Origin of the sequence: Limnobaculum xujianqingii, assembly GCF_013394855.1 — a bacterium.
Taxonomy (GTDB): domain Bacteria; phylum Pseudomonadota; class Gammaproteobacteria; order Enterobacterales; family Enterobacteriaceae; genus Limnobaculum; species Limnobaculum xujianqingii.
The window spans coordinates 370,371-385,286 of record NZ_JABMLK010000002.1 but is presented as its reverse complement, the minus strand read 5'-3'; the positions used below and the strand labels follow the sequence as shown (position 1 = coordinate 385,286).

Here is a 14,916-nt window from a genome sequence, read left to right as displayed (position 1 = left end):
AAACAAGAGTTCCCAATAATTCCGTACAAAAACAAGAATTAAAAGGCCGGCCACTGGCCGGCCCTCAAATTACATCACTAAACGGCGAATGTCAGACATCGCATCGTTAATGAAACTGATGAAACGCGCACCATCAGCACCGTCGATCACGCGGTGATCGTAGGAGAGAGACAGTGGCAGCATCAGACGTGGTGCAAACTCTTTACCGTTCCAAACCGGCTTCATTGACGATTTAGATACGCCTAAGATAGCCACTTCTGGTGCGTTAACGATTGGTGTAAACGCAGTACCACCGATACCACCCAGGCTGGAAATGGTGAAACAACCACCCTGCATATCGGACGCTGTCAGCTTGCCGGCACGTGCTTTCTTGGAGATTTCAGCCAGTTCACGAGACAGTTCAACGATACCTTTCTTATTCACATCACGGAATACCGGAACCACCAGGCCATTTGGTGTATCAACAGCTACACCAATGTTGATGTATTTCTTCAGCGTCAGCTTCTGACCATCTTCAGACAGCGAGCTGTTAAAGCGAGGCATTTCTTCCAGCGCTTTTGCAACTGCCTTCAGAATGAACACCAGCGGAGTGATTTTCACATCCAGCTTTTTCTTCTCGGCTTCAACGTTTTGCTGCTTACGGAAAGCTTCAACATCAGTAATATCAGTTTCATCAAACTGCGTAACATGAGGGATCATCACCCAGTTACGATGCAGGTTAGCACCAGAGATCTTCTGGATACGACCCAGTTCAACTTCTTCAATATCACCAAACTTGCTGAAATCAACTTTCGGCCACGGCAGCAGACCTGGCAGAGAACCACCAGAAGCAGCAACCGCACCAGATTCAACACGTTTCACTGCATCTTTCACGTAGGCCTGAACGTCTTCTTTCAGGATACGGCCTTTACGACCCGTACCTTTCACTTTCGCCAGGTTAACGCCAAACTCACGAGCCAAACGACGAATAACCGGAGTCGCGTGAATATAAGCGTCGTTCACGGCAAACTCATTGCTACCAGAAGCAGCCGGTGCCGCTGGTTTAGCCGCTGCAACTGCAGGAGCCGGAGCAGCGGCTGCCGGAGCTGGTGTACTTGCCGCAGCAGGCGCAGCGCCCGCAACTTCAAACACCATAATCAGCGAGCCAGTAGACACTTTGCTGCCTACCTGAACTTTGATCTCTTTAACCGTACCAGCGAACGGAGCCGGGACTTCCATTGAGGCTTTATCGCCTTCAACAGTAATCAGTGATTGTTCAGCTTCAACTTTATCGCCTACTTTCACCAGCAGTTCGGTCACTTCTACTTCGTCACCGCCAATATCCGGAACCTGAACATCTTTAGCTGATACGCCACCCGTTGCTGCAGGAGCAGCCGCTGGAGCCGGTGCACTTGCCGCAGCAGGCGCAGCGCCCGCGACTTCAAATACCATAATCAAGGTACCAGTAGACACTTTACTACCCACTTGTACTTTAATCTCTTTAACCACACCAGCGAACGGCGCCGGAACCTCCATTGAGGCTTTATCGCCTTCAACGGTAATCAGTGATTGTTCAGCTTCAACTTTATCGCCTACTTTCACCAATACTTCGGTCACTTCAACTTCATCACCACCGATGTCAGGAACCTGAACATCTTTAGCTGCTGAAGCCGCTGGAGCAGTGGCTGCCGGAGCAGCAGCCGGAGCTTCTGCTTTTGGAGCTGGCGCTGCATCAGCACCATCAAAGATCATAATCAGCGTACCGGTAGACACTTTACTGCCCACCTGTACTTTAATTTCTTTAACTACACCACCCTGTGGTGAAGGAACTTCCATTGAAGCTTTATCACCTTCAACGGTAATCAGTGATTGCTCAGCCTCAACGGTGTCACCCACTTTCACCAGCAGTTCGGTTACTTCTACTTCGTCAGCGCCGATATCCGGCACTTTGATTTCAATAGTCATTTAATCTTTACCTCTTATGCCAGACGTGGGTTAACTTTGTCTGCATCGATACCAAATTTGGTAATCGCTTCAGCCACAGCGCTGGCCGGTACGTCGCCACGTTTTGCCAGTTCACCCAGTGCAGCAACCACAACGTAGGAAGCATCAACTTCGAAGTGGTGACGCAGGTTTTCGCGGCTGTCTGAACGACCGAAGCCATCAGTACCCAGTACGCGGAACTCGCTGGCTGGAATAAAGTTACGAATCTGTTCAGCAAACAGCTTCATATAGTCGGTTGAAGCTACGGCTGGTGCATCATTCATTACTTGAGCTACATAAGGTACGCGTGGCGTCTCTAATGGATGCAGCATGTTCCAACGCTCACAGTCCTGACCATCACGAGCCAGTTCGGTGAATGACGTTACGCTGTAAACATCAGAGCTGATGCCGTAGTCTTTAGCCAGAATCTGAGCCGCTTCACGTACGTGAGGCAGGATAGAACCTGAACCCATCAGTTGAACTTTACCTTTACCATTGCCCGCTACGGTTTCCAGTTTATAGATACCTTTACGGATACCCTCTTCCACACCTGCCGGCATTGCTGGCATATGGTAGTTTTCGTTCAGGGTAGTGATGTAGTAATAAACGTTCTCCTGATTGCCATACATACGCTGTAAACCGTCATGCATGATAACAGCCACTTCATAAGCGTAAGTTGGGTCATAAGAGATACAGTTAGGGATAGTCAGTGCCTGAATATGGCTGTGGCCATCTTCGTGCTGTAGACCTTCACCATTCAGCGTAGTACGACCAGAAGTACCACCCACCAGGAAGCCACGTGCTTGCTGATCCCCTGCCATCCAGCACAGGTCACCAATACGTTGGAAACCAAACATGGAGTAGTAGATGTAGAACGGAATCATTGGGTAATCATTGGTGCTGTATGATGTCGCAGCAGCCAACCATGATGCACCTGCACCCAGCTCGTTAATACCTTCCTGCAGAATCTGACCTTTCTCATCTTCTTTATAGTAAGCCACTTGCTCACGGTCCTGAGGAACGTATTGCTGGCCTTTAGGGCTATAAATACCGATTTGACGGAACAGACCTTCCATACCGAAGGTACGCGCTTCATCAGCCAGAATCGGCACTAAACGTGGACCGATTGAAGCATCTTTCAGCATAACGTTCAGGGCACGAACGAAGGCGATAGTGGTAGAGATTTCTTTATTTTGCTCTTCCAGCAGTTGGCCGAATTCGCTTAATGCAGGAATGGTCAGCGGCTGACTAAACTCAGTCAAGCGACTTGGCAGATAGCCTTCTAACGCATTACGGCGTTCATGCAGGTATTTGTACTCTTCAGAATCTTTATCCAGCGTCAGCAGCGGCAGATTTTCAATATCTGCATCAGCAACAGGCACATTGAAACGATCGCGGAATTGGCGAACGCCTTCCATGTTCATTTTCTTAACCTGATGAGCGATGTTTTTACCTTCTGCGGTTTCACCCATACCATAACCTTTAATGGTGTGAGCTAAAATCACGGTTGGTTTGCCCTGAGTTTCTTGTGCTTTCTTCAGTGCGGCATACACTTTTCTTGGATCGTGACCACCACGGTTCAGAGCCCAGATTTCGTCGTCGGTCATATCTTTGACCAGCGCAGTGGTTTCCGGATATCTGCCGAAGAAGTGTTCACGAACGTAAGCACCGTTTCTTGACTTGAATGTCTGATAGTCACCATCAACGGTTTCATTCATTAACTGAATCAGTTTACCAGTGGTGTCTTTACGCAGCAGGTCATCCCAACGGTTGCCCCACATAACTTTAATTACGTCCCAGCCGGCGCCTTTAAAGATGCCTTCCAGTTCGTTAACAATTTTACCGTTACCTGTAACCGGGCCATCAAGACGCTGCAGGTTACAGTTGATGATGAACACCAGATTGTCCAGTTTGTCACGGGTCGCAATGGTGATAGCGCCTTTAGATTCTGGCTCATCCATTTCACCATCACCCAGGAAAGCGTAAACGGTTTGTGCAGAAGTATCTTTCAGGCCACGGTTATGCAGATATTTCAGGAAACGAGCCTGATAAATGGCGCTGATTGGCCCCAGCCCCATGGAAACGGTTGGGAACTGCCAGAATTCCGGCATCAGTTTAGGGTGAGGATAAGAAGAAAGACCTTTACCGTGAACTTCCTGACGGAAGTTATTCATTTGCTCTTCGGTCAGACGGCCTTCAAGGAAAGCACGAGAGTAGATCCCCGGAGAAATATGGCCCTGGAAGAACACCAGATCGCCGCCATCTTTAGCGTTACGAGCACGGAAGAAGTGGTTAAAACACACATCATAAATGGTCGCTGAAGACTGGAATGATGCCATATGGCCACCCAGTTCCAGATCTTTCTTGGAAGCACGCAGCACGGTCATTACCGCATTCCAACGAATAATAGAACGGATACGACGTTCTAAATCAAGGTTACCTGGATAGGTAGGTTCTTCAGTCAGTGGGATGGTATTAATGTAATCACTGACGAAACCTTCACCTGAAGGTAAATTGACGCCGGCCTTACGTGCAGACGCCATAACCTGATCAATCAGGTATTGAGCTCGCTCAACGCCTTCTTCACGGATGACCGATTCGATCGCCTGCAACCAATCGCGGGTTTCAATCGGATCCACGTCTTGATTTACAATTTCCGACATGGTTGTTTCCTTATTCTATCTTTACGTTAGTTATTCAAAGCCTGTCTTAATAGCGTCTTACACCAGAGGGACGCAGACGTTATTAAGACAGGCTCGGTGTTGTGGTGAGCCGAAAGCTCTAATCCCTATGCTGCTGTAACAACCGCAGCGATCGCTCGCGGCGAGTGTGTTCTCTGTCGAGGTCGAGCAGCACTTCCTCAATAAAGGCTAAATGCCGATGCGATGCTTCACGCGCTTTTTCTGGTTCACGTGCAACAATAGCTTCGAATATGCTAGCCCTGTGATTACTCACTCTTTCCAGCATTTCACGGCGGGAATAGAGTAAATCGAAATTCTGGCGGACATTTTGTTCTAACAGCGGCGTCATGCAGCGCAGCAGATGAAGCAGTACCACATTGTGGCTGGCTTCGGTTACCGCTGTTTGATACTGCATTACGGCTTCAGCTTCGTTTTGCTTATCACCAGAAGCCTGTGCGACTTCGATTTGTTGGTGATATTCACGGATACGTTGAAAATCTTCATCAGTACCGCGTAAAGCTGCGTAGTAGGCCGCAATACCTTCTAAGGCATGCCGTGTTTCTAACAGGTCAAACTGGGATTCAGGATGATCGGCCAACAGCTCGCTTAAAGGATCTCTTAAACTTTGCCACAGGTTGGTTTGTACAAAAGTACCGCCCCCCTGGCGACGTAACAATAATCCTTTGGCTTCCAAACGCTGGATGGCTTCTCTTAATGACGGGCGGGAAACATCGAATTGTTTAGCTAACTCACGTTCAGGAAGAAGTTTCTCCCCGGGACGGAGGGTTCCTTCAAGAATCAGCGCCTCGAGCTGTTGCTCAATCACGTCGGATAACTTGGGTTGACGAACCTTGCTATAAACCATAATGCTTCTCAAAATGCCCCGAAGTCAATTGGTAATACCAATATCAAAAGTGTGACGATAAAGTAACAAATTATTCACCTTGTGTCCATATAGCCTTTGACCTAAATCATAAAACCTCACCTATCACTGTGATTTATACAGGATATCGTTAACTGACGTACCTCTGCAGAGGTATAAACGATTCAGCAACACCCACAAGGATTTAACGTTTTTGAAACGAATAAAAACTGAAACTGAAGCGGATCAGCAAACCAATTTTTGAATATAAAATCAAAAATAAAGAAATTAAATTCAATTAAACTGAAGTGAATGAATGGAAGTATTCAACTATCCCCTTCCAAAAAATTTACTGAAGATCTGTGCAACTGCCCGGTTAATAACATCAGTAAATGAAGGAAAAGCCTTTATCAGATGCTATTTTTAGCACTAAAAGCACATTATTTTTATCTGGTGTAATAGATGACAAAAACCAGTAAAAACACCTTTATATGACATCTGTTGTTAATGAGAGGGATGAAATAAGCTGTTTACCATTACAACGTGGTTGAACACTCAGCGACTCAGGTTAAAACAACGATATTATTTCATTGAAAAATAGACGATTTTACAGTTATCGTTTTTAATTTATTACACAGAAAAGAAGAGAATAAAGCGTTGAAGGAAGAAAAATAATGCAAACATTTTTGTTTACCACTATTCTTGCCGCACTGATAGACGGTATCTAAAAACTTTTTATTGGCGACTGTAAATCTTTTTATACAGAATGATGATTATCACTTATCTGATATTCAAACATCATTCTGAAAACCCAATAAGAACAAACCGCTAAATGAATACAAAAAAGCCTGTGAGGAAAGAATAATAATGAGTGATCAGCTCAAACGCGGTCTTAAAAATCGCCATATTCAGTTAATTGCCTTAGGTGGTGCCGTCGGCACTGGCCTGTTTTTAGGTAGCGCCCAGACCATCAATATGGCGGGGCCGTCGGTTATATTAGGCTACGCTATTGGCGGCATCATTGCTTTTCTGATTATGCGTCAGTTGGGTGAAATGATTACTGAAGAGCCGGTAGCAGGTACTTTCAGTCACTTCTCTTATAAATACTGGGGGCCGTTTGCCGGTTTCCTGTCAGGCTGGAACTACTGGATGCTATTCGTACTGGTCAGCATGGCAGAGCTAACTGCCGTGGGTATTTATGTTCAATACTGGTGGCCAGATATACCTACCTGGGCTTCTGCGGCTTTCTTCTTTGTATTAATCAATCTGATTAACCTCTCCACAGTTAAAGTTTATGGAGAGATGGAGTTTTGGTTTGCCATTATCAAGGTTGCCGCCATCATCGGTATGATTGCATTTGGTATTTGGTTATTGGCAACCGGTACTGGTGGTCCGGAAGCTGGAATCAGTAATCTCTGGTCGCAGGGCGGGTTTATGCCTTTTGGCTTTGAAGGTTTAGTAATGGCTACTGCTATTATTATGTTCTCTTTCGGCGGTCTGGAGTTGATTGGTATTACCGCGGCTGAAGCTGATAACCCGGAAAAAACCATCCCAAAAGCTATCAATCAGGTACTTTACCGTATTCTGATTTTCTATATTGGTTCGTTAGTCGTTCTGCTTTCGCTCTATCCGTGGACCAAAGTAGTAGAAGGCGGTAGCCCATTCGTGATGATTTTCCATCACCTAAACAGCAGCATGGTGGCTACAGCTCTGAATATCGTCGTTTTGACTGCCGCACTATCGGTATATAACAGTTGTGTATACAGTAATAGCCGTATGCTTTACGGTCTGGCTCTGCAGAAAAACGCACCTCAGGCACTGGCGAAAACCAGCAGTCGCGGCGTGCCGGTTAATGCTATTATATTTTCCAGCACGGTGGCAGCTATCGGTATTGTCGTTAACTACTTAATCCCTAAAGAAGCTATCAGTATTCTGATGTCATTGGTGGTTTCCAGTATTGTAATTAACTGGGCGATGATTAGCCTGTCGCACCTGAAGTTCCGCGCAGCTAAAAATCGTGAAGGCGTGACGCCGAAATTTAAAGCAATTCTCTACCCATTCAGTAACTATCTGTGTTTGCTGTTCCTGGCTGGTGTATTGGTCATTATGTATATGACGCCAGGAATTCGTATTTCAGTACAACTGATTCCGGTTTGGCTGATTATTTTAGGGATTGGGTATTTGATTACTCGGAAGACGGTGAAGTAAGAACTGTTGCTGTTTTTTGATGAAAAATCCCTGCTGAAGTTGGCGGGGATTTTTGTATCTGGTGTTTTGAAAGAGCGTTGGACTGCCTTTAGTAAATTTAAGGGGGATTTGAAACACCCAACAAATCAGCCTTAATGGATATTCCGACCGTAAAAACTGTATCTCTAAATTATCATTGTGCTCGGTCGGTAACCCATTAATACATAAGCCCTGAGTGCATCGGGCCTAGTCCGCCTAGGGGCGCTTCGTTGGCTTACGCCAAGTCGACCCCCACGGCGGCCTCTCCCTCTGATAACCATTGCTAACACCCCAAAAAAAGCCAAGACCACAAACTCAAGGCTTGGAATCCATTAGTTCAAATTTAGTTACCGGTCTTAATTTGTTTTTTATAACGTTGCCAGTCGAAGTGTGGGCCGGGGTCGGTTTTGCGGCCGGGGGCGATGTCGCTGTGGCCGGTGATTCTTTCCGGTACGATGTTGTAATGTTGAATTAACTGTTGGGTTAGCTGTTGCAGGCTTTGATATTGTGCCGGGGTGAAGTCCGTGGTGTCGGTTCCTTCCAGTTCGATACCAATGGAGAAGTCATTGCAACGTTCCCGGCCTTCGAACAGAGAGACGCCAGCGTGCCAGGCACGTTTATCAAAGGGGACATACTGAACAATCTGACCGTCACGCCGAATAAGGCAATGAGCCGAGACTCGTAGATGTTGAATTTCAGCAAAATAAGGATGTTCTTGCGGATTTAAAGTACCGGTAAACAGTTGGTCAATATAGGGGCCACCGAACTCGCCAGGTGGCAGGCTAATATTGTGGATCACCAGCAGCGAGGGTATCTCCCCTTCAGGCCTTTCATCAAAATGGGGGGACGGTACACGCTTAACACCAACTATCCATCCTTGCTCTAACTTCATTTAATGCCTCAATTACCCTGCTGTTATCACCTGATTATAAATATACCGGCCACTTCTGCGTACTGATTTCTCTTTACGTGAAATACTCACCCGACCAAATATGCAAAACGTCTCCCACTATTTGATGCAAGAAATACGTTATCACAACATTATCTGAAGCCAGTTTCCTAAACGTTAGATTCTCCATTTTCTTCCTTTCAGGCCTGAATATGATGTCAGCACTTTCAATTATTCAGGAGTAAAAATATGAATCAACAAGCTGGCTTTACCCTATTCGAACTAATGATCGCTATTGCAATCATTGCCATTCTGACCGCCATTGGATTACCCGCCTATCAGGGATATATTCAAAAAGCAGCCCTTACCGATATGTTACAGGCAATGGTGCCTTACAAAACCGCAGTCGAGCTCTGTGCTCTAGAAAGTGGTGAACTCAGTCAGTGTAATAACGGCAACGCTGGTATCGCAGCGACGAAAGAAACCCGCTACGTTTCCCGAATTGCTGTGGCTAATGGTGTGATATCACTTGCAGGCAAAAATGCCCTGTCTGGATTAAGCGTTGACCTTACACCTACTCTCGATAATGCATCTGGCGGCCTGCAATGGCAGCGCAAATGCTCCAGCGATAAGCAAAACGATTAATATGGTCCAGGCCTGTAATGACATCTTCCGTTTTGATGATGTAAGTAACCCATGAGTGATCTCAGTTTAATGACTCAACAGATAAGTGAAGAAATCATTACTGAATGTTTACGCCATCAGGTCGTTCCGGTAGCGCTAAACCCACAATACCTGACCATCGCCGCCGTACCAGGAGAACCTCTTCATCAAGTCACTGCCTCCCTCACCTTTACCTGTGGGAGGCAGGTTAAAATTGAATACTGGCCACGTATCAAAGTTGAGCAATATCTCAGCACACTAAACCATCATCGGCCAAATAAAGCATTGCTGGAAGCCGCCGGACAACAGCAACCTGTTGAGATCTCAACGACTCAGGAACATGATGATGAACCGGTAGTACAGTTTATCAATCAGGTTATCCATCAAGCTCTAAAGCGTCGGGCTTCAGATATTCACTTTGAGCCCTATGCCAGCCACTTTCGTATTCGCCTGCGCATTGATGGGGCTTTGCAAGAAACGGCTTCACCGCCCGTGGTTCTGGCCCCCCAGTTAGTTGCCCGACTAAAAATCATGGCGCAGTTAAATATTGCCGAACGGCGGTTGCCACAAGATGGACAGCTCACTTTTCAGCACGATAAACAGGAGCGTGCTCTACGAATATCCACATTACCCATTTCTGATGGTGAAAAAGTCGTTCTACGGGTTATGGAATCAGAACAACATCAACAGTCAATTGATACCTTGGGTATGTCTGACACTGAACAACAATTGTATATTCAGATGCTTCATCAACCTCAGGGCATGATTTTGGTTACCGGACCAACGGGTAGTGGCAAAACCATTACTCTATATAGCGGGCTACGTCTGCTGAATGATACCAGCCGCAATATCTGTAGTGTGGAAGATCCGGTGGAAATTCCCACAGCCGGTATTAACCAAACTCAGGTAAACAGCAAAATTGGTATCACTTTCAATACGGCATTAAGGGCTTTTCTGCGTCAGGACCCTGATGTGCTGATGGTAGGAGAGATTCGCGATAAAGAAACGGCGGAAATCGCAGTAGAAGCGGCCCAAACCGGGCATTTAGTATTAGCAACCTTACATACTAACTCTGCTGCAGAAACCTTAACTCGTCTGGGCCAGATGGGGATACCTGGCTACCTGTTAGCTTCCAGCCTGAAACTTATCGTTGCACAGCGCCTTATTCGCTGTTTATGCCCTCATTGCAAACAGCAACGCCCTGAACCCGATAAAATTCATTTTGAACAAGGTACCATTAGTTGCCGTACTTTTGATGCATCTGGCTGTGAACATTGTGTCGGCGGTTACTATGGGCGAACAGGGCTATATGAAATGTTGGTTATCAATGAGGGTATCCGTCACGGGTTACTTAAAGGCCAATCTGCTACCCAGTTGCATCAGTTAGCCTGTCATCACGGTATGACTTCACTTTTACAGGCAGGTATCGCATTGGTAAAACAAGGCACAACCTCTTTAACTGAACTCTATCGAACATTGGGCTCATCCTCAGAGTCCGATAATTCATAATGGATATTTTATGATGAATAACTCCCGACTCTACATCTGGCGTAGTGTTGATGGCCTAAGTGGCGAAATCCCTGCTTCATCCATCATCAATGCACGACAAATGCTAATACTTAAGGGCGTTATTCCCATAAAAATAGAGGCCAGTATAAGGTTAGGAAAAAATTGCTGGCAGTTAACTGCTCTCTCAATTATTACTCGCCAATTAGCTACCATGCTTCAGGCTGGATTACCATTATCTAACTGCTTATTGTTAATTGCCGCTGAACACCCTCATCCGGCATGGCGCTACCTGTTAAAAGAGCTGCAAATGGCTATTTCACAGGGAAAGTCATTCTCGCTGGCATTAAATGAACACACCTATGCATTTCCTCCACTATTTAGAGAGTTAATAGCCACGGGTGAACTTACTGGTAAACTGGATGAATGCTGCTTTTTAATTGCCGAACAGCAGGATAAGTTATTAAAACTACAGAAAAAGGTACGTAAAGCACTACGTTATCCACTGTTTATTCTTGCAGTTGCCAGCATAGTTACGCTTTTAATGCTGATCTTTGTGCTACCTTCATTTGCCGAGATTTATCGTTCGTTTAATGCTCCCCTTCCCTGGTTTACCCAATCTATTATCTCGCTATCAGAAGCTATTATTGATTACGGGATATTTATCGGCTCCTTTCCTGTTTTACTGTATGGCTATTACATCAAAAAATTGAAAACACAGGACAACTGGAAAGAGAAAGAACAGAAAATACTATTAAACCTGCCGCTATGTGGGAAGTTGCTGCAAATAAGTGCACTGGCAAAAATATTCCGCACGCTGGCAATGACACAACATGCAGGCATTTCGCTGATAGCTGGAATAAAATCAGCAGCCAACGCTTCCGGAAATATTCAGTTTCTGAATGCACTAACAACAACAATAAAACTGATTGAACAAGGAACACCGCTATTTAAAGCATTACACCAACAAGTTCTTTTTCCACCGCTTTGTTATCAGCTTATACGTGTTGGAGAAGAGTCAGGAATGTTAGATGTGATGCTGGATAAACTCGCTGGTATCTATGAGGCTGAATCTGAAAGTCAGGCTGAGAACCTCTCTTCTCGTTTAGAACCTGTATTGATGCTAGTACTTGGCATCATTGTTGGTGGGCTAGTTATTGCCATCTATCTCCCTATATTTCAGCTGGGTAATGTAATGGGATAATACAAAATCAGAAGCTCTATTTTTCATTAAAAGACCAACGGCAGATAGCCAATAATAATTAGCCACACATAAGCTCAAATAAAAACTCATGTCTCATATTTTGCGAGCACATTATTAAAAACACTATAAAAAACAAAATACAAAAAAATTATAATCACAAAAATAAGGTTACAACTATAATTCAGAAGACCATACATATTGGGTTATTTATATTCACTATTCTGCTATTTGTAACTATATGAGAAGTTGCTCTCTTTTTATTCTGTGAGTTTTGCAAAATTGTAGTAGCAATCATTTTACTGCTTTACCAACCCGCTAAATTTTATTAGAGGAAAGTAACATGCTAAAACGCTTATTGCTCGTAAGTTCTATCGCAACACTTCTTTCCGGCGCAGCTTATGCACAATCCCTTACCGTTGGCTTTTCACAAATTGGTTCTGAATCAGGCTGGCGGGCTGCAGAGACGTCTGTCGCAAAAGAACAGGCTAAACAGCGCGGTATTACCCTAAAGATTGCTGATGCTCAGCAAAAGCAGGAAAACCAGATTAAAGCAGTACGCTCTTTTATCGCTCAGGGCGTTGACGCCATCTTTATTGCTCCGGTAGTACAAACCGGATGGGAACCAGTACTGGAAGAAGCTAAAGATGCAAAAATCCCCGTATTCCTGTTAGACCGCAATATTACCGCTAAAGATAAGTCGCTTTATATGTCAGTGGTTACTGCTGATAACGTTTACGAAGGCAAAGTTGCTGGTGATTGGTTAGTGAAAGAGATGGCAGGCAAAACCTGTAACGTTGTTGAATTACAAGGTACCGTTGGTGCCAGCGTAGCGTTAGACCGTAAAAAAGGCTTTGCTGATGCTATAGCTTCAACGCCTTCAATAAAAATCGTTCGTACTCAGTCTGGTGACTTTACCCGCAGTAAGGGTAAAGAGGTAATGGAAAGCTTTATTAAAGCCGAAGACCGCGGCAAAAACATTTGTGCGGTCTACGCACATAACGATGATATGGCCATCGGTGCAATTCAAGCCATTAAAGAAGCAGGTTTAAAACCAGGCAGCGATATTAAGATCATCTCCATTGATGCCGTACCGGACATCTTTAAAGCTATGCAGGCTGGTGAAGCTAACTTAACCGTTGAGTTGACCCCAAATATGGCTGGCCCTGCATTTGATGCTCTGCAGGCCTATAAGAAAGATGGCACCATTCCACCTAAAGTCATTCTGACCGAGTCTAAAGCCTTTGGTCCGGACAGTGCTCAGCAACAAATCGAATTGAAGAAAAACATGGGTTACTAATATCCATTAACCTGCTTCACCCGCTGCTATGGCAAGCCATAGCAGCGGTTCTAACCCATATCTGTCTGCAATCGAAAATATTATCACCGGTGAAAACAGGGGAATCTATGACAGAGCAACAGCACTCAGACGATATTCTTCTGGATATCAAAGGGATCAGTAAATCTTTTCCCGGCGTCAGAGCACTGCACGATGTTTCACTGACGCTTCGCCGTGGCGAGATTATGGCGCTACTAGGGGAAAATGGCGCAGGTAAATCAACCCTGATTAAAGCGTTAACTGGTGTCTACCCAAAAGACAGTGGAACCATATATCTGGAAGGAAAAGAGATTAATCCAACCAGTACCGCCCATGCCCAATCGATTGGTATTGGAACGGTATATCAGGAAGTTAACCTACTACCCAATATGTCAGTCGCAGATAATCTGTTTATTGGTCGTGAACCCAAAAAATTTGGGCTGGTAAACCGAAAAGAAATTATTCACCAGTCTCAGAAGATTATGGCCAGCTATGGCTTCGAGCTGGATGTTACCCAACCGCTGGGTTATTACTCGGTCGCCATGCAGCAAATTATTGCTATTGCCCGAGCAGTTGACCTTTCCGCTAAAGTTTTAATCCTTGATGAGCCTACTGCCAGTCTGGATACCAGCGAAGTAGAGTTATTGTTCAGTATTATGCGTGATTTGCGCAATCGGGGTGTAAGCCTGATTTTTATTACTCACTTTCTTGAACAGGTATACACAGTTACTGACCGAATTACCGTATTACGCAATGGAGAGCTGGTGGGTACGCGAGTTACTGCTGAGCTACCACAAATTGAACTGGTAAAAATGATGCTTGGCAGAGAGTTAGAAGATAATGCCCTGCGCCGTGCCGGTCGCACGCTAAGAAGCGATAAACCAACGGTTTCTTTTGAGCAGTATGGTAAAAAAGGCACTATTCTTCCCTTTGATTTACAGGTTCGTCCTGGTGAAGTGGTTGCTCTGGCGGGGCTACTGGGCTCAGGCAGAACCGAAACTGCTGAGGTTATCTTTGGTATTAAACCCGCGGATAGTGGTAAAGCCTTGGTGAAAGGTAGGGAAGTAAAAATAAAATCAGCTCGTCAGGCATCATCATTAGGTTTTGGTTTCTGTCCGGAAGATCGTAAAACTGAAGGCATTATTGCTGCGGCATCAGTCAGAGAAAATATTATTCTGGCTTTGCAAACCCAACGCGGCTGGCTACACCCAATTTCACGTAAAGAGCAAGATGATATCGCTGCTCGTTTTATTCGCCAGTTGGGCATCAAAACACCGAGTGCTGAACAGCCAATTCAATTTCTTTCCGGAGGCAATCAGCAAAAAGTCCTGCTCTCGCGCTGGCTGGTAACCAAACCACAGTTTCTGATCCTTGATGAGCCTACCCGGGGTATCGATGTTGGAGCACACGCCGAAATCATTCGCCTGATCGAAACGCTGTGCGCCGACGGTCTGGCATTATTGGTTATCTCTTCTGAACTTGAAGAGCTTATTGGCTACGCCGACCGGGTGATTATTTTACGGGATGGAAAGCAAATTGCAGAAATTCCAGCGGAACAGCTATCGGTTCCCGCCATCATGAACGCCATTGCGGCTTAAGGGAGGAATC

The 14,916-nt window shown here is 45.3% G+C and carries 9 protein-coding genes and 1 pseudogene; 6 read left to right on the top strand and 4 right to left on the bottom strand.

The features are described 5' to 3' along the window. Positions 1 to 69: 69 nt before the first annotated feature. The 3 genes from aceF to pdhR all read right to left on the bottom strand — a co-directional run bounded on the left by aceF (position 70) and on the right by pdhR (position 5,508). Positions 70 to 1,944, bottom strand: a complete 1,875-nt coding sequence (gene aceF, locus GOL65_RS15545) for a pyruvate dehydrogenase complex dihydrolipoyllysine-residue acetyltransferase (protein ID WP_140919576.1) — start codon at positions 1,942 to 1,944, stop codon at positions 70 to 72. A gap of 14 nt (positions 1,945 to 1,958) precedes the next feature. Then, entirely contained in the window at positions 1,959 to 4,625 is a 2,667-nt protein-coding gene (gene aceE / locus GOL65_RS15540; protein WP_140919575.1) for a pyruvate dehydrogenase (acetyl-transferring), homodimeric type, read from the bottom strand. Positions 4,626 to 4,743: 118 nt separating this feature from the next. Continuing rightward, positions 4,744 to 5,508 carry a pyruvate dehydrogenase complex transcriptional repressor PdhR gene (gene pdhR, locus GOL65_RS15535; RefSeq protein WP_130592308.1) on the bottom strand — a complete coding sequence of 255 codons (765 nt, stop codon included), beginning with the start codon at positions 5,506 to 5,508 and terminating at the stop codon, positions 4,744 to 4,746. 864 nt (positions 5,509 to 6,372) lie between these two features. Here pdhR and GOL65_RS15530 point away from each other — a divergent pair. Further along, on the top strand, positions 6,373 to 7,713 hold the full coding sequence (locus GOL65_RS15530; protein WP_140919574.1) for an amino acid permease: 1,341 nt from the start codon (positions 6,373 to 6,375) through the stop codon (positions 7,711 to 7,713). Positions 7,714 to 8,074: 361 nt separating this feature from the next. On the opposite strand, the gene ampD is transcribed toward GOL65_RS15530, so the two are convergent. Then, positions 8,075 to 8,623: a 1,6-anhydro-N-acetylmuramyl-L-alanine amidase AmpD gene (gene ampD / locus GOL65_RS15525; protein WP_140919573.1), complete on the bottom strand. Its 549-nt coding sequence runs from the start codon at positions 8,621 to 8,623 to the stop codon at positions 8,075 to 8,077. A gap of 246 nt (positions 8,624 to 8,869) precedes the next feature. On the opposite strand from ampD, the pseudogene ppdD reads away from it, so the two are divergent. The 5 genes and pseudogenes from ppdD (at position 8,870) to GOL65_RS15500 (ending at position 14,906) form a co-directional block, all read left to right on the top strand. Next, positions 8,870 to 9,320 (top strand): annotated as a pseudogene (ppdD, locus tag GOL65_RS15520) (prepilin peptidase-dependent pilin). 14 nt (positions 9,321 to 9,334) lie between these two features. Further along, on the top strand, positions 9,335 to 10,792 hold the full coding sequence (gspE, locus tag GOL65_RS15515) for a type II secretion system protein GspE (RefSeq protein WP_140919667.1): 1,458 nt from the start codon (positions 9,335 to 9,337) through the stop codon (positions 10,790 to 10,792). Between the two features lie 10 nt (positions 10,793 to 10,802). After that, positions 10,803 to 11,993 carry a protein transport protein HofC gene (gene hofC / locus GOL65_RS15510; protein WP_140919571.1) on the top strand — a complete coding sequence of 397 codons (1,191 nt, stop codon included), beginning with the start codon at positions 10,803 to 10,805 and terminating at the stop codon, positions 11,991 to 11,993. A 340-nt stretch (positions 11,994 to 12,333) separates the two neighbouring features. Further along, on the top strand, positions 12,334 to 13,290 hold the full coding sequence (ytfQ, locus tag GOL65_RS15505) for a galactofuranose ABC transporter, galactofuranose-binding protein YtfQ (protein WP_130592313.1): 957 nt from the start codon (positions 12,334 to 12,336) through the stop codon (positions 13,288 to 13,290). 107 nt (positions 13,291 to 13,397) lie between these two features. Then, positions 13,398 to 14,906, top strand: a complete 1,509-nt coding sequence (locus tag GOL65_RS15500; protein WP_140919570.1) for a sugar ABC transporter ATP-binding protein — start codon at positions 13,398 to 13,400, stop codon at positions 14,904 to 14,906. Positions 14,907 to 14,916 lie beyond the last annotated feature (10 nt).

Coding starts and splice junctions, on each gene's coding strand:
- GOL65_RS15530 (WP_140919574.1), top strand. CDS start 6,373: ATGAGTGATCAGCTCAAACGCGGTCTTAAAAATCGCCATATTCAGTTA.
- gspE (WP_140919667.1), top strand. CDS start 9,335: ATGACTCAACAGATAAGTGAAGAAATCATTACTGAATGTTTACGCCAT.
- ampD (WP_140919573.1), bottom strand. CDS start 8,623: ATGAAGTTAGAGCAAGGATGGATAGTTGGTGTTAAGCGTGTACCGTCC.
- pdhR (WP_130592308.1), bottom strand. CDS start 5,508: ATGGTTTATAGCAAGGTTCGTCAACCCAAGTTATCCGACGTGATTGAG.
- GOL65_RS15500 (WP_140919570.1), top strand. CDS start 13,398: ATGACAGAGCAACAGCACTCAGACGATATTCTTCTGGATATCAAAGGG.
- ytfQ (WP_130592313.1), top strand. CDS start 12,334: ATGCTAAAACGCTTATTGCTCGTAAGTTCTATCGCAACACTTCTTTCC.
- hofC (WP_140919571.1), top strand. CDS start 10,803: ATGATGAATAACTCCCGACTCTACATCTGGCGTAGTGTTGATGGCCTA.
- aceF (WP_140919576.1), bottom strand. CDS start 1,944: ATGACTATTGAAATCAAAGTGCCGGATATCGGCGCTGACGAAGTAGAA.
- aceE (WP_140919575.1), bottom strand. CDS start 4,625: ATGTCGGAAATTGTAAATCAAGACGTGGATCCGATTGAAACCCGCGAT.